Origin of the sequence: Streptococcus infantis, assembly GCF_015546995.1 — a bacterium.
Lineage (GTDB): Bacteria > Bacillota > Bacilli > Lactobacillales > Streptococcaceae > Streptococcus > Streptococcus infantis_J.
Genome location: NZ_JADMUH010000015.1, coordinates 21,703 through 44,272, shown reverse-complemented (window position 1 = coordinate 44,272; position 22,570 = coordinate 21,703). Strand labels below are relative to the sequence as shown.

Annotated in this window: 20 protein-coding genes and 1 pseudogene; 19 read left to right on the top strand and 2 right to left on the bottom strand. The window is 39.1% G+C overall.

Annotated elements, in window-relative coordinates:
• The 11 genes and pseudogenes from cadX to I1J71_RS06260 all read left to right on the top strand — a co-directional run.
• Positions 1-114: pseudogene (gene cadX, locus I1J71_RS06305) on the top strand (Cd(II)/Zn(II)-sensing metalloregulatory transcriptional regulator CadX); the annotation flags it as partial.
• 45 nt (positions 115-159) lie between these two features.
• Positions 160-294, top strand: coding sequence for a hypothetical protein (locus I1J71_RS08680; protein WP_002889641.1), 135 nt, complete (start codon positions 160-162; stop codon positions 292-294).
• A 69-nt stretch (positions 295-363) separates the two neighbouring features.
• Entirely contained in the window at positions 364-648 is a 285-nt protein-coding gene (locus I1J71_RS06300; RefSeq protein ID WP_014334291.1) for a hypothetical protein, read from the top strand.
• Between the two features lie 387 nt (positions 649-1,035).
• Positions 1,036-1,608, top strand: a complete 573-nt coding sequence (locus I1J71_RS06295; protein ID WP_036756109.1) for a DUF6287 domain-containing protein — start codon at positions 1,036-1,038, stop codon at positions 1,606-1,608.
• Positions 1,609-1,817: 209 nt separating this feature from the next.
• The gene (locus tag I1J71_RS06290) at positions 1,818-2,504 is read left to right on the top strand and encodes a helix-turn-helix domain-containing protein (protein ID WP_036756106.1); all 687 of its coding nucleotides are present in this window, start codon (positions 1,818-1,820) and stop codon (positions 2,502-2,504) included.
• 3 nt (positions 2,505-2,507) lie between these two features.
• Positions 2,508-3,923, top strand: a complete 1,416-nt coding sequence (locus I1J71_RS06285; protein ID WP_195184137.1) for a Y-family DNA polymerase — start codon at positions 2,508-2,510, stop codon at positions 3,921-3,923.
• Positions 3,920-4,282, top strand: a complete 363-nt coding sequence (locus I1J71_RS06280) for a hypothetical protein (RefSeq protein ID WP_195184136.1) — start codon at positions 3,920-3,922, stop codon at positions 4,280-4,282. The genes I1J71_RS06285 and I1J71_RS06280 overlap by 4 nt, the downstream gene beginning before the upstream one ends.
• Entirely contained in the window at positions 4,275-4,568 is a 294-nt protein-coding gene (locus tag I1J71_RS06275; protein ID WP_195184135.1) for a DUF5960 family protein, read from the top strand. The genes I1J71_RS06280 and I1J71_RS06275 overlap by 8 nt, the downstream gene beginning before the upstream one ends.
• Before the next feature lie 100 nt (positions 4,569-4,668).
• The gene (locus I1J71_RS06270; RefSeq protein WP_195184134.1) at positions 4,669-5,469 is read left to right on the top strand and encodes an ADP-ribosylglycohydrolase family protein; all 801 of its coding nucleotides are present in this window, start codon (positions 4,669-4,671) and stop codon (positions 5,467-5,469) included.
• A 273-nt stretch (positions 5,470-5,742) separates the two neighbouring features.
• Positions 5,743-7,551: a glutamine--fructose-6-phosphate transaminase (isomerizing) gene (glmS, locus tag I1J71_RS06265; RefSeq protein WP_195184133.1), complete on the top strand. Its 1,809-nt coding sequence runs from the start codon at positions 5,743-5,745 to the stop codon at positions 7,549-7,551.
• 104 nt (positions 7,552-7,655) lie between these two features.
• The gene (locus I1J71_RS06260) at positions 7,656-8,183 is read left to right on the top strand and encodes a hypothetical protein (RefSeq protein ID WP_195184132.1); all 528 of its coding nucleotides are present in this window, start codon (positions 7,656-7,658) and stop codon (positions 8,181-8,183) included.
• A gap of 77 nt (positions 8,184-8,260) precedes the next feature.
• Here the strand turns inward: I1J71_RS06260 and I1J71_RS06255 are convergent, their stop codons facing one another.
• Both I1J71_RS06255 and I1J71_RS06250 read right to left on the bottom strand, forming a co-directional pair.
• Complete coding sequence (locus I1J71_RS06255; protein WP_195184131.1) at positions 8,261-9,736, bottom strand: M protein trans-acting positive regulator PRD domain-containing protein; 1,476 nt, start codon at positions 9,734-9,736, stop codon at positions 8,261-8,263.
• A 157-nt stretch (positions 9,737-9,893) separates the two neighbouring features.
• A complete protein-coding gene (locus tag I1J71_RS06250; RefSeq protein WP_195184130.1) occupies positions 9,894-11,378 on the bottom strand; it encodes a DUF1846 domain-containing protein in 1,485 nt (494 codons plus the stop codon).
• A 149-nt stretch (positions 11,379-11,527) separates the two neighbouring features.
• On the opposite strand from I1J71_RS06250, the gene I1J71_RS06245 reads away from it, so the two are divergent.
• The 8 genes from I1J71_RS06245 (at position 11,528) to I1J71_RS06210 (ending at position 22,566) form a co-directional block, all read left to right on the top strand.
• Positions 11,528-13,138: a glycoside hydrolase family 13 protein gene (locus I1J71_RS06245; RefSeq protein WP_195184129.1), complete on the top strand. Its 1,611-nt coding sequence runs from the start codon at positions 11,528-11,530 to the stop codon at positions 13,136-13,138.
• A 166-nt stretch (positions 13,139-13,304) separates the two neighbouring features.
• Positions 13,305-15,272 carry a peptide ABC transporter substrate-binding protein gene (locus tag I1J71_RS06240; RefSeq protein ID WP_195184128.1) on the top strand — a complete coding sequence of 656 codons (1,968 nt, stop codon included), beginning with the start codon at positions 13,305-13,307 and terminating at the stop codon, positions 15,270-15,272.
• Between the two features lie 161 nt (positions 15,273-15,433).
• Complete coding sequence (locus tag I1J71_RS06235) at positions 15,434-17,392, top strand: peptide ABC transporter substrate-binding protein (RefSeq protein WP_195184127.1); 1,959 nt, start codon at positions 15,434-15,436, stop codon at positions 17,390-17,392.
• 195 nt (positions 17,393-17,587) lie between these two features.
• Positions 17,588-19,036: an LCP family protein gene (locus tag I1J71_RS06230; RefSeq protein WP_195184126.1), complete on the top strand. Its 1,449-nt coding sequence runs from the start codon at positions 17,588-17,590 to the stop codon at positions 19,034-19,036.
• Between the two features lies 1 nt (position 19,037).
• Complete coding sequence (cps4B, locus tag I1J71_RS06225) at positions 19,038-19,769, top strand: capsular polysaccharide biosynthesis protein Cps4B (RefSeq protein WP_195184125.1); 732 nt, start codon at positions 19,038-19,040, stop codon at positions 19,767-19,769.
• Between the two features lie 8 nt (positions 19,770-19,777).
• The gene (locus tag I1J71_RS06220; RefSeq protein WP_195184124.1) at positions 19,778-20,470 is read left to right on the top strand and encodes a capsular polysaccharide biosynthesis protein; all 693 of its coding nucleotides are present in this window, start codon (positions 19,778-19,780) and stop codon (positions 20,468-20,470) included.
• 10 nt (positions 20,471-20,480) lie between these two features.
• Positions 20,481-21,173 (top strand): tyrosine-protein kinase, encoded by a 693-nt coding sequence (locus I1J71_RS06215; protein WP_024056818.1) that lies wholly within the window; start codon positions 20,481-20,483, stop codon positions 21,171-21,173.
• 22 nt (positions 21,174-21,195) lie between these two features.
• Positions 21,196-22,566: a sugar transferase gene (locus tag I1J71_RS06210; RefSeq protein WP_195184123.1), complete on the top strand. Its 1,371-nt coding sequence runs from the start codon at positions 21,196-21,198 to the stop codon at positions 22,564-22,566.
• Positions 22,567-22,570: the final 4 nt, after the last annotated feature.

The window sequence follows — 22,570 nt, the reverse complement described above, 5'->3', positions numbered from 1 at the left end:
CATCTTCGTAAACTAGCCAATCAAAACATCTTGGATACTAGAAGAGAGGGGAAAATTATATATTATTTTATAAAAGATGAGGAAATCAAAGACTTTTTTAATCAACTAGGATAACAACTATTTTTACTACTTTACCATGATTATATATAGGACTTATCTATGAAATTTTTTGATGAAAATTACTCACAAGAAATACCTACTCGTATCAAATGTTTAAGAAAAAAGTATAATTTAAAGCAAAGCGACCTAGGTAATGCAGGTCAAGTTAGCCAAGTTGAAAAGGGAGGAATTTGAAAGGATTTGTATCTTTTATTTTTTGTTTCATTTATGCCCTATGCTACTGGAATAGTTAGTAGTCATTTCATGAATCATACGGCACAGCTCTTTTATGGACTGATCGTTATTGTTTCAACGGTAGCAAACTGGTTTTTACATAAAGTAATTGATAAACCCAATATAGATCAGAAAGAATTACTTGAAGCTACCGCACAATATAGGAAGTTATTGATACCTGACCTAATAATTAAAGGAGTGGGATTGATTCTATCCTTAATTCTCTATCCTCCGATTATGATGTATAGTGTTTTAATTGCGGCATTTTACATCATAACTTTAAAAACACTATCCGAAAAAAGAGTGAATAACTAAAAAACGGTGACCAAAGTTAGGTGTATTATTTTAATGCTTAGAGACCTAAACTATTCCCCTATTTTAAAAATATTGATTCAGATTTTATGAAATTAAAAAGTAGATATTGTTCAGAAAATCCTTGATATTACGCTGTTTTTAGTCCAACTGAAATCCATACTTTCCAAACCAGGTCTTAAGAAAGCTCGTAAAGCATTTCAAATTAGTAAACGTTCTTCGAAAGAATGACTATACTTACAAAGAGCACCTTTTTGGGGTGTTCTTTTTTAATCCTCAATAGAGAGTTCACCCCAAAATTCTCACCACTAGTCTTTGTCTTATACAATTTCTTCCTAGTATCAGTTTAGTATGATATAATTAAATACAAATAATATAAAGGAGTTATAAATGAAAATAGGAAAAGGCATCAATTGGATTTTGATTCTGTTAAGTTGCTTAATTGCTATAGTACTGATAAGTTTTATGTTCTTCTTTAATCATAAGAAGCAAGATACAGAAGCAGTAAGTACTACAAAAGAACAGGTTTCTACTACTAGTACGACAGCGACTAGTACAACAACCACTAGTTCAACGACTACTCAAGATAGTGTTGCGACTACTGAGGAAAAAATCTCGACACAAGAAGAGAAAACGAATGCTAAATCACAAAAAATAGATGAGCAAGCCATTCTAAATGGAGATTTCTCGACTCTAGTTGGAACTTGGAGAAATGGCCTTGGGCAAGAGTTTACATTCGATAAAAATGGACTAGTAAACAGTGGAAATATTGAAAAAGTGCGCATGGGTAGCCATGGAACGATTGAATTCAGCATTAGAGATGGTATCTCAGGCTATGGAATGAGTATTTATCCTGCTGGACTTATTATGGATGGGTTAGATACTGATTTAACTAAAAATAGGCTGATTGCTGGTCAAGCTGCCCCAACCAGATCAGAACAAGTCTTTTATAGAGTAGACTAAATGATTAACCATCTCATCAAATTTGAGGTGGTTTTCTTCTTTATTTGTAAGTCATGATCATTTTATGAAGATGAAGTAAACAGGGTTTAAAGTTGGATTTTCCCACTAGACATTCGTCTACTTTTTTTATATAATAAAACTAAACCAAAATGGTTGAATTTTAAAAATGGAATCAACCTAGGATGAAAGATAACGCTAGGAGGTAAAACATGTACCAACCAGAAAAACTCAAGGCTAGGAGAAAAGAGTTAAAGCTAACACAAAAAGAGATTGCAGAGCAGCTTGGCATTAGTTTTCAGGCTTATTCGGCTTGGGAGCGTGGAGTCAAGGAGCCTTCCGAAGAAAAAGTTAAACAGCTAGAAGAGATTTTAAAAGTACCAAAAGGCTATTTTACTCAAATCGAAATTGTCCGTCTCTATAATAGTCTTTCCAATAAAGGAAAAGAAAAGGTGATAGTCTATGCTCGCAACTTGGCTCAAGAAGAACAAGCCAAGAAGGTGACTGCTATTTCAGAAAAACTCTACGAGTATCATGTCTATGAACGCATGTCGGCTGGTATCGGTGCTTCGGTTTATGATGATCGAAACTTCGATACGGTTTATTTCAATGAAGAACTAGCTCACGATTTTGCTTCATGGGTGTCTGGAGATTCCATGGAACCCAAATATCAAAATGGTTCAGTAGCTTTGATTCGAGAAACCGGATTTGATTATGACGGTGCTGTCTATGCAGTGGTTTGCAATAACCAGACCTATATCAAACGAGTCTATCGAGAAGAGGATGGCTTGCGTCTGGTTTCCATCAATCCTAAATACAAGGATATTTACATCTCTTACGAAGAAGATCCGCGGATTGTAGGCATTATCGTGGGTAACTTTGTGCCAATGGAGGGATAGTCTATGGGCTACTTTGATTATTCCAGAGAGCCCAAAAGTGATATTGCCTTTGTCGATATGAAGTCCTTTTATGCCAGTGTTGAGTGTGTGGAAAGAGGACTCCATCCCCTCAAAACCTCCCTTTGTGTCATGAGCCGGGCGGATAATTCTGTTGGGCTTATTCTTGCCTCCTCGCCTATGTTTAAAAAGGTTTTTGGGAAAGCAAATGTCGGACGTGCCTATGACCTCCCCTTTGATATTAAGACGCGTAAATTTTCCTACTACAATGCCAAGAAACAAGGCTTACGGACAGACCCAGCCTATGTGAAATTTATCGAGGATTGGGCTCGGGTGACCGTCATTGTCCCTCCTCGGATGGATAAGTATATCGCAGTCAACATGGAAATTCAGCGCATTTTCCAGAATTATGGCAGTCCAGATGATATTTATCCTTATTCAATTGATGAAGGCTTTATTGACCTAACCAGTTCGCTTAATTATTTTGTCCCGGACCAGCAGATTTCTCGCAAAGATAAGCTAGATATGCTTTCGGCTCGTATCCAGAGGGATATCTGGCGGCAGACCGGGATTTACTCGACAGTCGGCATGTCGAATGCCAATCCTCTGCTTGCTAAGCTAGCCTTGGATAATGAAGCCAAGCGAACACCAACCATGCGAGCTAACTGGTCTTACCAAGATGTGGAAGATAAGGTTTGGGGTATTTCCGAGATGACTGACTTCTGGGGGATTGGGCGTCGGATGGAGAAGCGCTTGAATGGTTTGGGGATTCATTCGATTAAGGAATTGGCTAATAGCAATCCTGATATCCTGAAGAAAGAACTTGGTCAAGCTGGACTGCGCCTGTGGTTTCATGCCAATGGGATAGATGAGAGTAATGTTCATAAACCCTATGAAGCCAAATCTCACGGTTTGGGCAATTCGCAAATTTTACCGAGAGACTACGTCAAGCGGCGAGATATCGAAATTATCCTCCGAGAAATGGCTGAACAAGTAGCTATCAGACTTCGAAGGGCCAGAAAGAAGACGACGGTAGTGTCTATCCATCTTGGTTTTTCTAAGCAGGAACAGAAACGCTCCATCCATACCCAGATGAAGGTGGAGCCGACCAATAACACCAGTATTTTGGTCGGTCATGTCCTGGAATTATTTCACAGCAAATACACTTCTGGGGCCGTCAGGAGTGTTGCTGTCAGTTATTCAGGATTTGTGGACGAATCCTTTGGTTTGATTTCCCTTTTTGATGATGTTGACAAAGTAGAAAAAGAAGAAAGGCTCCAGACCGCCATTGATTCTATTCGAGAGCAATTCGGATTTACTTCTCTCTTGAAGGCGACTGCCTTAGAGGATGCGTCGAGAAGTATTGCAAGAAGTAAGCTGATCGGAGGACACTCTGCTGGAGGATTAGATGGCTTGAAATGATTGATCGTTCGTATTTGCCCTTCCAATCTGCGAGGGACTATCAGGATCCAGGGATGCAGAAGTGGATGGGCTTCTTTTTATCAGAGCATACGAGCTCGCTTGGTGAAGAAAAAAATCGGGTTGATTTTTCAACGAATTTGAATTCAGTTGAGAAACTACTCTTACTTTCTCAGCTTTATGTTGGTCAATTAAAGGGATGTTTTGTTGTTAAGGAAAGAAAGCAAAAAATGACAATCCTCGGTGAGGTGACCGAATTATCACCTCAAACTCTATCTATTAGGACAAATGAGGGATATAGGCTGGTAGAGATTGTAGATGTCCTCGAAATTCAACTGTGGGAGGAGGAAGTTGATGACTAGAAAAGAGTTATATGAAAACAAACTGCAGATGGATTACTTCTCAGATGATTACATCCGCTTTGAAGAAGATTTCCAAAAATATTCTGCCATGAATGTACCCCTGACTTTTCTGATTGACGACATTCTACGAACCATGGCTATGAACCAAAAGAACTACTTTGTATTGAATAAGGAAAATGCCAAGGATGGCAGAGAACATCGGTTTTATTTTAGAGTGAGGATGGAAAAGGATTGTCCACGAACTCGGACTTATGCTTATCTTGGACTGAAACAAAAGTGCCCGTAGATTGCATAGGAAATACCGAAACATTAGTAAACATGGTATAATGAAGGAAATTCATGAAGTATTACCTGTGAACAGGAGAAAAACTTCTAGGAGGTAGCTTATGCTAGGAGCAGTTATTGGAGATATTATTGGTTCCCGATTTGAGGCGGATAATCATAAGAGTAAAGAGTTTGATTTGTTCACTCGTGATTCTTGCCCGACGGACGATAGTGTTATGACTTTGGCGGTTGCTAAAGCCTTATTGGCTAGTAGGGAAGACTGGAGTCAACTCTCGAAAAATGCAGTGAAATACATGCAAGAGATAGGGAGACAATATCCAAATTGTGGCTATGGCGGTCATTTTTTCTACTGGATCTTTTCAGATGATCCTCAACCCTATGGTAGTTATGGCAATGGCTCTGCCATGAGAATCAGCCCTGTCGGTTTTGCGGCAGATAGCATAGAGCAGGCAAAGGCTTTGTCCCAAGCAGTGACAGAAGTGAGTCATGACCATCCTGAGGGACTAAAAGGTGCAGAAGCAGTTGCAGTAGCTATCTTCTTGGCTAGAACTGGTTCTAGCCGCCATGAAATCAGAGACTACATCGATAAAAATTACTATTCCATGGACTTTACCCTGGATCAAATTCGTGAGGACTATAGCTTTGATGTGACTTGTCAAGGATCAGTTCCTCAGGCTTTCCAAGCCTTTTTCGAGTCACAAGATTTTGAAGATGCTATCAGAAATGCTATTTCCATCGGAGGAGATAGCGACACCATCGCTGCTATCTGTGGAGGTCTTGCGCAAGCCTACTATGGAATTCCTGCTCCAATCAGAAATCAAGCTATGGCCTATCTGGATGATCGTTTAGTAGAGATAGTGGATACTTTTGAAAGTGCCTATCCCATCCACCCTAATAAATAATTGGCTACGAGGAGTGAGAAAAGATAAACTATGATATCTAGTGTTAGATAGGGTATGGATATAAGCTAAATAAGGATAATTTCCAGCCGTTCAAGAGCTGTTTCTTGAATGGTTTTTTGTTTGCTGTTTAAAAGCAATTGAACTATACCAATTTTTATTCTTGACAAGTGAAAGAAACAAGTATATACTGTTTTCACTGATTCTAAAAACAGAAAATCAGACTATACCAATTTCGATAAGGAGAAAGCACAGCTTGTCTGTGTCGTATATGCTATGTGTGGAATTGTTGGTGTTGTTGAAAACACAAATGCAACTGATATTTTGATTCAAGGACTTGAAAAACTCGAATACCGTGGTTATGATTCGGCTGGAATTTTTATTCTAGGTGGTGCTGAAAGCCATTTGGTGAAGGCTGTTGGCCGTATTGCAGAATTGTCTGCTAAAACTGCAGGTGTTGAGGGAACAACTGGTATCGGACATACTCGTTGGGCTACTCACGGAAAACCAACGGAAGACAACGCTCACCCACACCGATCTGAGACTGGACGTTTTGTCTTGGTTCACAATGGGGTGATCGAAAACTATCTTGAAATTAAGGAAGAATACCTTGCAGGACACCACTTCAAGGGACAAACAGATACAGAAATCGCCGTTCACTTGATTGGAAAATTTGCGGAAGAAGACGGCTTGTCAGTACTTGAAGCCTTCAAAAAAGCTCTTCATATCATCCGTGGTTCTTATGCTTTTGCCTTGATTGACTCTGAAAATCCAGATGTCATCTATGTAGCCAAGAATAAATCACCACTCTTGATTGGTCTTGGGGAAGGATACAACATGGTCTGCTCAGACGCCATGGCCATGATTCGTGAGACTAACCAATACATGGAAATCCATGACCAAGAGTTGGTAATCGTGAAAGCCGATAGCGTTGAAGTTCAAGACTATGATGGAAATCGTCGTGAGCGTGCTAGCTACACTGCTGAACTTGATTTGTCTGATATCGGTAAGGGAACTTATCCTTACTACATGCTTAAGGAAATCGATGAGCAACCGACAGTTATGCGTAAGTTGATCCAAGCTTACACAGATGAGGCTGGTCAAGTAGTCGTAGACCCAGCTATCATCAAGGCTGTTCAAGATGCAGACCGCATCTACATTCTTGCAGCTGGAACATCTTACCATGCAGGATTTGCTTCTAAGAAAATGTTGGAAGAATTGACAGATACGCCAGTTGAACTTGGAATCTCCTCTGAGTGGGGCTACGGTATGCCACTTCTCAGCAAAAAACCACTCTTTATCTTTATCAGTCAGTCTGGTGAAACAGCTGATAGCCGTCAGGTTTTGGTCAAGGCCAATGAAATGGGGATTCCAAGCTTGACAGTGACAAATGTGCCAGGATCCACTCTTTCTCGTGAAGCCAACCATACTATGCCGCTTCATGCAGGACCTGAAATTGCTGTAGCATCAACCAAGGCTTATACGGCGCAAATCGCTGCTCTTGCCTTCCTTGCAAAAGCGGTTGGTGAAGCAAATGAAAACGAAAAAGCTCAAGCTTTTGACCTGGTTCACGAGTTGTCTATCGTGGCTCAGTCTATCGAATCAACCCTTTCAGAAAAAGAATTGATTGATAGCAAGGTTCGTGAGCTTCTTGAAACAACACGCAACGCCTTTTATATCGGACGTGGTCAAGATTACTATGTAGCCATGGAAGCCAGTCTCAAACTCAAAGAGATTTCTTACATTCAATGTGAAGGCTTTGCGGCAGGGGAACTCAAACACGGAACTATTGCCTTGATTGAGGATGGAACCCCTGTTTTGGCCCTCTTGTCAGACCCAGTTCTTGCTAACCACACTCGTGGGAATATCCAAGAAGTTGCTGCCCGTGGCGCTAAGGTACTCACCATCGCAGAAGAGAATGTTGCCAAAGATACAGATGACATCGTCCTTACGACCGTACACCCTTACCTCTCACCAATCTCAATGGTCGTGCCAACTCAATTGGTCGCTTACTTTGCAACCCTCCACCGTGGACTTGATGTGGATAAACCACGTAATCTTGCCAAGTCTGTAACAGTAGAATAAGGAAGTCCTGCTCCTAAACTCCAACTTTTCTTGTCAACCTAGCAAAATCTTGTTATACTATAGAAAAGTAGTAAATAGTGAAGTATAAGGAAATTGGAGCGGAAATGAAAAAGGGGAAAATTTCATCTATCATAGGACTCCTGTTTGCCAGTTCATTTTTGATTCGAACTGTCGTGATTCATCAAATGAGAGCTTCAAAGAAACAAGAGAGTGAAAAGATTGCTGCAGTTCAGGAATTTATCAAATCTCAAGAACAGGCAGAGTCAGAAAAACAAAAAAGTACTTTTAAAAGTATTCTTGGAAATGGATCAGGGACTTCTGAACCAAGACCTAGCTACGACAAAACCATATTTGTGAATCAACAATACGATATTGGTGTTCGAGACGGGGCCTATTATCTACTGACACTCAGTAGCAACAAAGAACTCTTGCTAGAAGGGGTCGATGACGCCTATGCCTTGGCTGTTAAGAATGAAGATAAAAACAAACAAGAAGTTGCTATGGTGGTTCATAAAGATGGAGCTTGGCATATTATAAATGGTGAAGGGGAAGTTACAACAACCCTTGACCGACAATATATAACAGCTCATACCAAGCTTGTGATTAAGAATAATACTGTTGATTTTGAATAATGTGATTGGCTCATGATTCTTTAGAAAAACATAGATTACTAAAAACCTCCTAGATTCTTTCTAGGAGGTTTTTAAAATTATAAATCTTGCATAGAAATCTTATTGAGTTCGTTGACAACTTGCAGAATAGATAGTCGGCTAATGTTCATGATTCGCTTATTATCGATTTCTTTAATATCAAAATTAGTGATAATAGCGTCATAGTCACTTTGCCTAATTTCTTCGATATTTAGGGTTTCTTTATCCCAAGTTTCATACTGGATGTTATTTGAAGTATGGAATTCGTAGAGAGATATCAAGAATTCTGGATGAGCAAAGTCATACTCACTGAGAACTAAGACTTTGACTTTCTTTTTATGTTCAAATAATTGATCTGTAAGCCCCTCTGCGTGAGTGAACAGCGTGTAGATCAGGTGAGAAAGAGCAGGTATCTTCTCCTTTTGTCCCATAATATTTTTATAGCGCATCATTTCAAAGACTGTTGCTTCATAAAAATTAGGGAAGAATTTTTTAATCTTTCCAAGTGTATAGTCTTTATTTTGTGAAATGATCGATTCGGAGTTGATTTCTCTTCGCTCAAGCAAGGCAGTGTTATGCAGATTCCAAATCAAGGTATCCGTATTTGAAAATTGAACACCAAATCTTCGAGTCAAGTTGTCCAGAATGTCTCGTGCAGCATGATAGGACAAATTAACTTTTTCGTCAGATTGACGAGCAGCTAGGAAGTCTTCGACTGTGAAGAAGAGACTAGGTTCAGCAAATGGGCTGAAGATTTGATAGATATTTTCCGGATTGATTTCAATGTTAAGTCCTTGGGCCAAATCTTGTAACTGATGCTGAAAATCGGGTAGTTGGTCGAAAATAGGATTTAACCAGGAAATATTTTGTTCTGATAACTGAACGAAATATCCTCTCTTCATTCGGTGCAAATCGACTGTAGCCTGCGTTCTGATTTGGTAAAGATTTTGATATTTTGCAGGGAATTTTGCCAAATTGATGAAGAAAGAGACAAAATCATTTATATTTTCTTCCTTAACCTCCTCAAATGGCCAGTCCAGAAAATTATAAGCTTCGTGGAAAAATTGGGAGAAGAAAAATCGAATATCTTTTTCATCTCCAATAATAGAGATTGGGGTTACCTTGAGCTTAAAGCGGTAGGTTCCATTAAGTGTCTTATTGATATCTGCAACTTTCTTTCGCAAGGAAGGAAGGGAAATATCCAAAGATTCAGCAAGATGCTCATAGGTAAAAGGGCTGTCCAAAAGGAAAAATGCTTTTAAAATTTGGAAATAATCAGATGTCTGTAAAAAATATTGGTAAATTCGCTCGATGCCATTATTTTTCGTATTCACCATCATAATTCCCGCAGTTGAGTGTCGAATATCAAAATCAGGAAAGATTTCACGTAATTCTTTGATATCACTTTTAATGATGCGAGCATTGTGTCCAATGGTTTTAGATAAATCATCAAGATAAATCCAATCAGGATTTTCGAACAAGTACTCTAAAATCTTTAGTTGTCTTTGTTCTTTTTGAGTGAGTAATTCTCTCATTTTTAATAAACTCCCGAAGTAATGTTAGAATAATTAGAAAAGAAGATAACCGAAGATTGTCAGAATTCTAGCATAAAAGAAAGTCACCCCTTAAGAGAGATTCGAAATCTATCGAAGAGGGGTGATACTTGATAAGAAGTTCCTACGAGTCTTCAATCTATTTACGATATAAACGATCGTATTGGTAGTAGGGATCAAAGGTTACGTTAATTCCCAATTTACGGAGAACATTCTTGTCTTCATCCGTTAAGATAATCGTAGAATGAGCTTCGCTTCCCTTGAGGTTTCCGAGTTCTTTCATAGCACGGCCTGCATCAGGATTCTGCATAGCTGTGATTGCAAGAGCGATGAGAATTTCGTTAGAATGAAGACGTGGATTGCGACTACCTAAGTGATTGATTTTCAAACCTTGGATTGGTTTCACAACTTCTGGTTCAATTAATTTTGTTTCGGCATCGATGTTCGCTGACTTCTTGATAGCATTGATCACGGCAGCAGCTGTCGGACCAAAGAGTTCTGAATTCTTACCAGTGACAATTTCACCAGAAGGTAACTCAAGTGCTAGAGCGGGCCCATCTGTTTCTTCAGCTTTTTGTCGAGCAGCAACAGCAACCTTACGGTCAGCTGGTGTGATGCCGAGATCATTCATGAGAAGTTCGATTTTCTTGACAGCAGACTCAGCAACTTTCTCAGCCTTGAAGTCGAGAACTGTTTGGTAGTAGCGACGAATAATTTCTTGTTTTGATGCTTCAATTGCAGCGTCGTTATCAGTGATTGCAAAACCAACCATATTTACACCCATGTCAGTTGGAGATGCATAAGGAGATTCGCCCAAGATACGTTCGAGCATACGCTTGAGAACAGGGAAAATCTCGATATCACGATTGTAGTTGACGGTAGTTTCTCCGTAAGTTTGGAGATGGAATGGGTCAATCATATTGACATCATCAAGGTCTGCTGTAGCAGCCTCATAAGCCAGGTTAACTGGATGATGGAGAGGTAGATTCCAAACTGGGAAGGTTTCAAACTTAGCATAACCGGATTTGATACCATTCAGTTGGTCGTGGTACATGTTGGACATACAAGTTGCCAACTTACCTGAACCAGGTCCAGGAGCAGTCACGACAATTAAATTGCGACTCGTTTTGATATAGTCGTTTTTCCCCATACCTTCAGGAGAGATGATATGGTCCATATCTGTCGGATAACCCTTGATTGGGTAGTGGAGATAAGAGTCAATCCCATTTTTTGCTAATTGATTACGGAAGGTATCTGCAGCAGGTTGACCGGCGTATTGTGTGATAACAACAGAACCAACAAAGATACCAAGTTCGTTAAATTTATCAATCAAACGTAGCACTTCTTGGTCGTATGAAATGCCCAAGTCACCACGAGCCTTTGAGTGCTCGATATTGCTAGCGTTAATGGCAATAACAACCTCGACTTGTTCTTTCAACTCTTGCAAGAGTTTGATTTTGTTATCCGGCTCATAGCCAGGAAGGACACGGGCAGCGTGGAAGTCCTCCAACATCTTGCCTCCAAACTCCAAGTAGAGTTTGCCGTCAAACTGGTTAATACGCTCCAAAATATGGTCGCGTTGTAAATTTAGATATTTTTCAGAACTAAAAGCTTGTTTTTTCATTTTTTTACCTCTATTTTCTATTATATAAAAAAAATAGAAGATAAGAAACTACAGAGTAATAAAAGTAAGAAAAAAGATAACGCAAACGCTTGCATAAATCATAAAAAAAGTCTATGATGGAGTAAAGTGAATTTAAAAGAGGTGAAAATATGCAAGAAAAATGGTGGCACAATGCCGTTGTTTATCAGGTCTATCCAAAAAGCTTCAAGGATAGTAATGGAGATGGGATTGGTGATTTGCCTGGAATTACTAGCAAGTTAGACTATCTAGCTAAGCTTGGAATTACAGCAATTTGGCTTTCACCAGTTTATGATAGCCCTATGGATGACAATGGCTATGATATTGCCAATTATCAAGACATCGCTTCTATCTTTGGAACCATGGGAGACATGGACGAGCTCATTACTGAAGCCAAGAAACGAGATATTCGAATCATTATGGATTTGGTTGTCAATCATACATCCGATGAGCATGCTTGGTTTATTGAAGCGCGTGAAAATCCTCAAAACCCTGAACGTGACTACTATATTTGGCGAGATAAACCCAATGATTTAACCTCTACTTTTAGTGGTTCTGCATGGGAATACGATGAAAAGTCTGGTCAATACTATCTACACTTTTTCAGTAAGAAACAACCAGACCTCAATTGGGAAAACGAAGAGCTCCGTCATAAAATCTATGAGATGATGAATTTCTGGATTGATAAAGGGATTGGTGGATTTCGTATGGACGTTATTGATATGATTGGGAAAATTCCTGATCAGAAGATTGTCAACAATGGTCCCATGCTCCATCCCTATCTCAAGGAAATGAATCAGGCTACTTTTGGCGGCAAAGACCTTTTGACAGTAGGGGAGACATGGGGAGCAAATCCAGAAGAGGCCAAGAAATATTCGAATCCAGAAGGTCAAGAGTTGTCTATGGTCTTCCAGTTTGAACATATCTGTCTTCAGTATCAGGAAGGACAACCTAAGTGGCACTACCAAAAAGAGCTAAATGTAGGGAAATTAAAAGAGATTTTCAACAAGTGGCAGACAGAATTAGGAGTTGAGGATGGCTGGAATTCCCTTTTCTGGAATAACCATGACCTTCCACGAATCGTCTCTATCTGGGGAAATGACCGAGAATACCGCGAAAAATCGGCTAAAGCGTATGCAATCTTGCTTCATCTCATGAGAGGGACTCCTTATATTTACCAAGGGGAAGAGATTGGGATGACCAACTATCCATTTGAAACTCTGGAGCAAGTAGAGGATATTGAATCCCTCAACTATGCCAAAGAAGCACTTGAACAAGGTGTACCGCTAGAGCAAATTATGGATAGCATTCGTGTGATTGGACGCGATAATGCGCGTACCCCAATGCAGTGGAATACTACAGACTACGCTGGATTTTCAAGCGCGAAACCATGGTTAGGAGTCAATCCAAACTATGCGAAGATTAATGTAGAAGAGGCTTTAGCAAATCCAGATTCCATCTTCTATACTTATCAAAAATTAGTTCAGATTCGCAAAGAAAACAGCTGGCTGGTTCAAGCTGACTTTGAATTATTAGAAACGGCTGAGAAAGTCTTTGCCTATATTCGCAAGGACGGGGAACGCCGTTTCCTAGTAGTAGCTAACCTCTCAAATCAAGAACAAGAATTTCACTTTAATGGGGTTCTCAAATCAATCTTAGTTGCTAACACCGAGATTCAAGAAAATCTCGAGCAACTAACACTAGCTCCTTGGGATGCATTCTGTGTCGAATTGGCCAATTAAACCTAAAAACTCAAGTATCCAAGATGCTTGAGTTTTTCTAAAATAAGTGTAGAAATTTCTTAAAAAAATATTAGTTTGAATTTTCTAAAAAATTGCATGAAAACCCTTGCTTTTATAAAAAAATAGGGTATAATGGTGAAAAATAGTATTTTAAAGGAGAATACCGATGAAATCGAAAAAGTTGCTTGCAGTAGCAGGGATAACGATGAGTGCAGCTCTTCTTTTAGCGGCTTGTGGAAAGACAGAGAAAAAAGCAGATGCTCCTACAACATTTTCATACGTATATGCCATCGATCCATCAACGTTGGACTATAGTGTTACTAGTAAAAGTTCAACATCGGACGTCATTGCTAACTTGGTCGACGGACTCTTGGAAAATGACAAATACGGAAACTTGATTCCATCTCTTGCCGAAGACTGGTCGGTTTCACAAGACGGTTTGACCTATACTTACAAACTACGTAAAGGTGTCAAATGGTATACTTCTGAAGGTGAAGAGTACGCTGAGGTCAAGGCTCAAGACTTTGTGACTGGTTTGAAACATGCTGCTGATGGTAAGTCAGATGGCCTAACTCTGATCCAAGATTCTATCAAAGGTTTGGCAGAATACGTCAGTGGTGAAAGCAATGACTTCTCAACAGTTGGAGTTAAAGCGGTTGACGACTACACTGTTCAATACACCTTGAACAAACCAGAAAGCTTCTGGAATTCCAAGGTAACAACAGCGACTATGCTTCCAGTTAATGAGGAATTCCTAAATTCTCAAGGTAAAGATTATGGTGCAGCAACACCTTCAGGTATTCTCTATAATGGACCATATATTTTGAAGAACTTCACTTCAAAATCAGTGATCGAGTACGAAAAAAATCCAAATTATTGGGATAAAGACAATGTTAAGATTGACCACGTCAAACTAACTTTCTACGATGGATCTGACCAAGAATCATTGATTCGTAGTTTCTCATCAGGAGCCTATACAACAGCTCGTCTCTTCCCAACAAGTTCGAACTTTGATTCAACTAAGCAAGAATACGGGGATAAGATTGTCTATAGCCCGCAAGAAGCGACCAGCTATTACTTTACTTTCAATGTGAATCGTCAGTCTTACAATAAGACAGCAAAGACAGATGAAGCACAAAAAACTTCTACAAAAGAAGCGCTTCTCAACAAAAACTTCCGCCAGGCAATCAACTTTGCTCTTGACCGTCATTCTTACTCTGCTCAGATGAATGGTGAAGAAGGAGCGGACAAGATTATCCGTACCAGTCTTGTACCTTATGACTATGTTCAGGTTGGTGAAAAGACCTTCGGTGAATTGGCTCAAGAACAATTGGTAACATACGGAGACCAGTGGAAAGATGTAGCTTTGACAGATGGTAAAGACACTCTTTACAATCCAACAAAAGCAAAAGCTGCCTTTGAAAAAGCCAAGTCAGAATTGCAAGCCAAGGGCGTAACCTTCCCAATCCATTTGGATATTCCAGTTGAACAGACAGATGTCATTGCTGTTCAACAAACCAACTCCCTCAAACAATCTGTCGAAGCAGCGCTTGGAACTGAAAATGTTGTCATCGATGTGCTTCAAATGACAGATAATGAGAAAATGAGTATTACTTCTCAAGCTAAGGTTCCTTCTCAAAAAGACTATGACTTGAACGGAACTGGTTGGGGACCAGACTATCAAGATCCAGCTACCTATCTAAATATCTTGGATGCTAAGAAGGGGTCTGCCCTTAAACACTTGGGTATCACAAAAGGTAAAGATCCAGAAGTCATGGCTCAAGTTGGACTTGATGAGTACAAGAAACTCTTGGATGATGCAGCATCAGAAACAACTGACCTTAACAAACGCTATGAAAAATATGCTAAAGCACAGGCTTGGGTATCTGATAGCTCACTCCTCATTCCTGTAGCATCTTCAGGTGGTTCTCCGACCGTGAGTCGTACAGTACCATTTTCGAAAGCCTACTCTCAAGTTGGTATCAAGGGAGATCCGTTTGTATTTAAAGGTCTAGAGTTGCAAAATGATATTGTAACCACTAAAGAATACGAAGAAGCTCTCAAGAAATGGCAAAAAGAGAAACTTGAAACAAACGCTAAATATCAAAAAGAGTTAGCGAACCACGTTAAATAATCTTAAACAACGATGAAAGGAATCCTGATTTTATGCGGGATTTCTTTCTTTTTTTCGTCTTAGTGACGGGGTGCAAAAAATTAAATAACTTTACTTTTAGGGTGAAATTTGATAAAATAGACTTATGTCATAAAATCTAACATTCAAGGAGAAAATGAATCATGAAACTCAAAAAACGACTGATTGGAGCGGGGTTGACGCTTGCCGCGGCGGTCTTATTGACAGCGTGTGGGAAGTCAGCATCAGATGTTAAAACCTACTCGTCAACATTTGGTGCCGATCCGACAACCTTCAACTACATTTTGGATTATTCTGGTGACAATACTAATGTTATTACCAACTTGGTAGATGGTTTGCTTGAAAATGACAATTATGGAAATCTCATTCCTGCTCTTGCAGAAGATTGGAGTGTTTCAAAGGATGGCTTGACTTACACTTATAAACTTCGTCAAGATGCAAAATGGTTCACTGCTGACGGGGAAGAGTATGCCCCAATTAAAGCACAAGATTTCGTTACAGGTATCAAGTATGCAGCTGATAATAAGAGTCAAGCTCTCGATTTGATTCAGAACTCAATTAAGGGATTAGATGATTATGTGACAGGCGCAAATACTGACTTTTCAAATGTTGGTGTAAAAGCTGTAGATGATTACACTGTCCAATATACTTTGACCCGTCCAGAACCATTCTGGAACTCTAAAACAACCAATAGTATCCTCTTTCCAGTCAATGAAGAGTTCTTGACTTCTAAAGGTAAAGAATTTGGAGAATTGAAACCAGACAGCATTCTCTACAGTGGTCCTTATTTGTTAAAAGATTTTACATCAAAATCATCACTTGAGTACATGAAGAACCCTCATTACTATGACCAAGAAAAAGTGACGATTGAAAGAGTTAAGTTGGCTTATGTTGATGGTTCTGACCAAGATATGACGATCCGTAATTTTGAAAGCGGAGCCTACTCGTCTGCTGGTGTCTACCCAAATAGTTCAAACTTTTCTAAGACAAAGGAAAAATACAAGGACAACATCGTCTATAGCTTGCAGGATGCGACTTCTTGGTACTATAATTTTAACGTTAATCGCCAAACATACAATCATACAGCTAAGACTAGCGATGAGCAAAAACAAGCTACCCAAGCTGCAATTTTAAATAAAAATTTCCGTCAAGCAATCAACTTTGCAATTGACCGTACAGCCTATTCGGCTCAGTCTAATGGAGAAGAAGCAGCTAAAAACACTCTTCGTAACACACTTGTGCCACCAACTTTCGTGCAAGTAGGTGACAAGACTTTTGGTGAGACAGTTTCATCTAAGTTGGTAAACTATGGTACACAGTGGTCAAATATGAATCTTGAAGACGCTCAAGACGGCTACTTCAATAAAGAAAAAGCACAAGCTCAGTTTGCAGAGGCTAAAAAAGAACTAGAAGCACAAGGTGTGACATTCCCGATTCATTTGGACTTGCCTGTAGACCAAGTTAATAAAACCTTGCTTCCAAAGATTCATTCGCTTAAACAATCTGTCGAATCAACTCTTGGGGCAGAAAATGTAGTGGTTGATGTCGTTCAAATTTCAACAGAAGACTATGCCAATGCGACATTCCAAGCGCCAACTACAGCTGACCATGACTATGACTTGAACTTGGATGGTTGGTCTGCAGACTACCAAGATCCATCGACTTATCTCAATCCTTTCAACGCTGAGGATGGATTCTATCTCAAGATTTTAGGACTTGATCCAAGCAAGGATACTGATAAGATTACAAATATCGGATTGGACCAATATACTAAAAAATTGAAAGCGGCAGATGCAGAAAATACAAACGTAGCCAAACGTTATGAAAATTATGCAGATGCACAAGCTTGGCTGATTGATAGTTCGCTGTTGCTCCCTGTAAATTCAAACGGTGGTGGAGCTTCAGTAACACGTGTGACACCATTTACACGAGCTTACTCACTTGTCGGAATCAAAGGTACTGGAAGTAACTATAAGTACATGAAATTGCAAACAGAAGTGGTAACAACTGCTCAATTTGACGAAGCTAAAGCCAAATGGGAACAAGAACGTAAAAACTCAGTCGAAAAGAGTCAAAAAGAATTCGAAAGTCACGTTAAATAATAAAAAAATAGAGCTTTTAAATAGCTCTATTTTTTATTATATTTGTATTTTGGAAACACAAAAAGCAATAAAAACTATAGTAAATATAAAAAACGAAAACACTTCCCAAAAGCGAGCGCTTTCTTGATTGGTGTTGATGGTCTTGAGAGGCGATTTATGATATAATTAAACTAAAATGTTTTGAAGAGGTATTCCATGAAAAATAGACGCATAAAAAAAAGTAAATCTAGTAAATTTCAGCAGAGCTTAAACATAGGTTTGTTGCTAATCTATGCTGTTCTAGCTTCTTTTTTATTGTTTTTGATTTTTAAATATCAGATTTTAGCGGTCAGCTATTTTAATATTATCTTGGCAGTGGTTTTAGTTCTTATCGCGTTATTGTCTCTGTTGCTGATAGTCAAGCGAAAAGCTAAAATTTTTACCTTGATAATACTGCTAGTCTCAGTCTTATTTAGTTCGGTAGCATTAGTAGCTGTCAATCGCTTTATCGGTATTGCCAATCAATTTAATGCAACGTCAAATTATTCAAGCTACACTATGAGTGTGGCGGTGCTAGCAGACAGTGAAATCAATAATGTTTCTCAGCTTTCCAGTGTAACTGCTCCAACAGGAACAGATGCTGAGAATATTCAAAAATTGATAGATGACATTAAAACAACTCAAAGCAAGGAATTGACAGTTGAGGAAGCTTCTTCTTATTTAGCAGCCTATAAGAGTTTGTTAGATGGAGAAACCAAAGCAATCGTCTTAAACGGTGTTTTTGAAAATCTGATTGAGCAGGAATATCCCGACCACGCTAAAAAGATCAAGAAAATATATACCAAGGACTTGACCAAGAAAGTGGAAGCGCCTAAGGTAGCTACAGGAAATTCTTTCAATGTCTACATCAGCGGGATTGATACCTATGGTCCTATCAGTTCTGTTTCGCGCTCAGATGTCAATATCATCATGACAGTGAATCAAGATACCAAGAAGATTCTCTTGACGACAACTCCTCGAGATGCCTATGTCCCTATTGCAGATGGTGGAAACAACCAAAACGATAAGTTGACGCATGCGGGTATCTATGGCGTAGATGCTTCTATCCATACCTTAGAAAATCTTTATGGTATCGACTTGAACTACTATGCCCGTCTCAATTTCACTTCTTTCTTGAAGTTGATTGACCTTCTCGGAGGCGTGGATGTCTATAACGACCAAGAGTTCACATCGCGTCACGGACAATACCATTTCCCAGTTGGCAATGTTCATTTAGATTCTGAGCAAGCTTTGGGATTTGTTCGTGAACGCTATTCGCTTGCTAATGGTGACGGTGATCGCGGTCGTAACCAACAAAAAGTCATTGCGGCTATTATCCAGAAATTGACTTCAGCGGAATCTCTGAAAAACTATGACAGCATTATTCAAAGCTTGCAGGATTCGATTCAGACTAATATGCCACCAGAAACAATGGTTAGTCTTGTCAATACTCAGTTGGCAAGCGGTGGAAAATATACCGTTACCAATCAAGATCTGAAAGGGACTGGACGTATGGGTCTTCCGTCTTACGCCATGCCAGATAGCAATCTTTACATGTTAGAAATCGATCCAACAAGCTTGGAAGCTGTTAAAACGGCCATTAAAGATACCATGGAAGGAAAATAAGATGATTGATATTCATTCACATATTGTTTTCGATGTTGACGATGGGCCTAAAAATAAAGCTGAGAGCAAGGCTCTCCTTGAGGAGGCTTACGCACAAGGTGTTCGAACCATTGTTTCGACCTCTCATCGTAGAAAAGGGATGTTTGAAACACCAGAAGACAAAATTGCAGCTAATTTTAGCGAAGTGAAACAATTAGCTCAAGAAATTGCACCAGATTTGAATATCGTTTACGGGGCTGAGATTTATTTTTCAAGTGATGTTTTAGAGAAACTTGAACAGAATATCATACCAAAACTCAATGGAAGTCGTTATGCTTTGATTGAGTTTAGCATGAATACACCCTACAGAGATATTCATAGCGCTTTGACCAAAGTTCTCATGTTAGGGATTACACCTGTGGTTGCTCATATTGAACGCTACCACACATTGGAAAACGATGAGAAAAAAGTAAGAGAGCTCATTAATATGGGATGCTATATGCAGATTAATAGTTCGAGTGTATTAAAACCACGACTGTTTGGTGACAACTACAAGTTTATGAAAAAGCGTGCTAGATACTTCTTGGACAAGGACCTAGTACATGTAGTGGCTAGTGATATGCACAATTTGGATAATCGACCACCATATATGAGAGAAGCTTATGAACTCATTGCTAAAAAATACGGAGCAGAAAAAGCTCGTGAACTTTTTGAAACAAACCCATCAAACATTATAAATGACCAACTAATTTAGGAGAAATGATGAAAGAACAAGAAAAATTTGAAATTGATGTATTTCAATTGGTAAAAGTGCTTTGGAAACGTAAATTCCTCATCGTCTTAACTGCAATAATAGCAGGCCTAGTAGCTTTTGCTTATAGCTCATTTGTGATCCAGCCACAGTATACTAGTACCACTCGTATCTACGTAGTCAATCGTAACCAAGCAGATAAGCCAGGTTTGACCAACCAAGACTTGCAGGCAGGTTCATACTTGGTAAAAGACTACCGTGAGATCATTCTTTCTCAGGATGTTCTTGAAAAAGTGGTGGCTGATCAAAGCTTAGCTATGGATGCCAAAACTCTTGGAAGAAAAGTTTCAGTAACAGTCCCTGCAGATACGCGTATCGTATCAATCTCAGTTCGAGATGGGAAACCTGAGGAAGCGAGTCGTATCGCCAATGCACTTAGAGAAGTAGCTGCTCAGAAAATCATTTCTGTAACAAGAGTGTCGGATGTAACCACACTTGAGGAAGCAAGACCAGCGACATCGCCATCTTCACCAAATATTCGTCGCAATACAATGATGGCCACTATAGCAGGCGTAGGATTCGTAACGGTTATCGTGCTTTTAGTTGAATTGTTGGATGATCGAGTGAAGCGTCCAGAAGATATCGAAGAAGTGATGCACCTCTCGCTTTTAGGTGTTATTCCAAATCTTGAGAAATTAAAGTAAAGAGGGAAATATGGCAAAGTTAGAATTATCAGAACAACGATTACACTCTGTAAAAAAAGCTGAGGAGTATTATAACGCACTACGGACCAACATCCAGTTGAGTGGAGATGGCCTCAAAGTGATTGCCCTTTCGTCGGTTAGACCTGGAGAAGGGAAGTCGACCACTTCAACCAATATAGCTTGGGCTTTCGCGCGTGCAGGCTACAAGACGCTCCTTATTGATGCCGATATTCGTAATTCAGTCATGTCAGGTGTCTTTAAGTCTCGAGAAAAAATTACAGGTTTGACAGACTACTTATCAGGAACCAAAGATCTATCTCATGGTTTGTGTGAAACAAACGTAGAAAACTTGTTTGTCATTCAATCAGGTGCTGTCTCACCAAACCCAACTGCTCTTCTTCAAAGTGAAAAATTTGAAGCGATGATTGAGACTTTACGCAAATATTTTGACTATATCATTGTAGATACAGCCCCTATAGGAGTTGTCATTGATGCGGCTATTATCGTACAAAAATGTGATGCCTCTATCCTGGTGACTGAAGCTTCTGCAACAAAACGGAGAGAAGTTCAAAAAGCGAAAGATCAGTTAGAGCAAACAGGAACACCATTCTTAGGAGTTATTCTGAATAAATTTAATATTCAGCTTGAAAAATATGGTTCTTACGGATCATATGGGAACTACGGTTCCTACGGAAAGAAATAAGTAGGTAATAAGGGAGAAAAAAATGGAAGGAAGGGGTTTCTACAACGTAACTCTAGCGTTTATACAGAGTATACTGGTCAGTATATTAGCTTATATACTAATCTCTGTATCTGAAACAGAAATTGTTGCAAAAACGGTTTTTGTTCTGTATTTTCTTCATTTTGCAGCCTTCTATATCAGTGGCTACGGTAAGGATTTTTTTAAACGTAGTCAATCCGCCGAATTGATAGAAATAGTAAAATACATCATCTTTTTTGCATTGCTGATTAGTTTTTCTAGTTTTTTTCTGAAAAATCAATTTGTGATTTCTAGAAGGGGTATGATTTACTTCCTGTCTTTGTACGGAGTGTTTAATTATTTTCTGAGTTTTGTTATCAAAAAATATTGGGTCCATTTTAACCATAATTTAAAGGGAAGTCGTAAAATCATTTTGATTACTGCGACATCTCGAATTGAGAAAGTGATAGACCGCTTGTTGACTGCAAGTGATGTTGGCGGAAAACTTGTTGCTGTAAGTGTACTAGATAAACCGGATTTTAAACACAGTAAAGTAACGGTTATTCCTCGAGAAAACCTCATTAATTATGCAACTCATGAGGTAGTAGACGAAGTATTTGTAAACCTACCTAGTGAGGATTATGATATCGGTAGCATTATTTCACAATTTGAAACAATGGGAATTGATGTTACAGTCAATCTAAATGCCTTTGATAAAAATTTAGGTAGAAATAAGCAAATTCATGAGATGGCTGGTTTAAATGTAGTAACTTTTTCTACAAACTTATATAAACCGAGTCATATTATTGCCAAACGAATCATTGATATTTTAGGAGCAATTGTTGGGCTAATCATTTGTGGACTTGTAAGTATAGTCCTTGTTCCAATGATTCGAAAAGATGGTGGACCAGCAATCTTTTCTCAAACCCGAGTCGGTAAAAATGGTCGCTATTTCACTTTTTATAAGTTCCGATCTATGAGGGTAGATGCGGAAGAAATCAAGCAACAATTGATGGATCAAAATACCATGCAAGGTGGTATGTTTAAAATGGATAATGATCCTCGAGTTACAGAAATTGGACGCTTTATACGTAAAACTAGTATTGACGAGTTGCCACAGTTTTGGAACGTACTGATTGGGGACATGAGCTTAGTAGGGACTCGCCCTCCAACGGTTGATGAATACGAAAAATACACACCTGAACAAAAACGCCGATTGAGTTTTAAACCAGGCATTACTGGGCTATGGCAAATTAGTGGTAGAAGTGGAATTACCAACTTTGACGATGTTGTCAAACTAGATGTAGCTTATATCGATGATTGGACAATTTGGAAAGACTTCGAAATTTTATTAAAAACAGTAAAAGTAGTGTTGATGAGAGATGGAGCGAAATGATTCT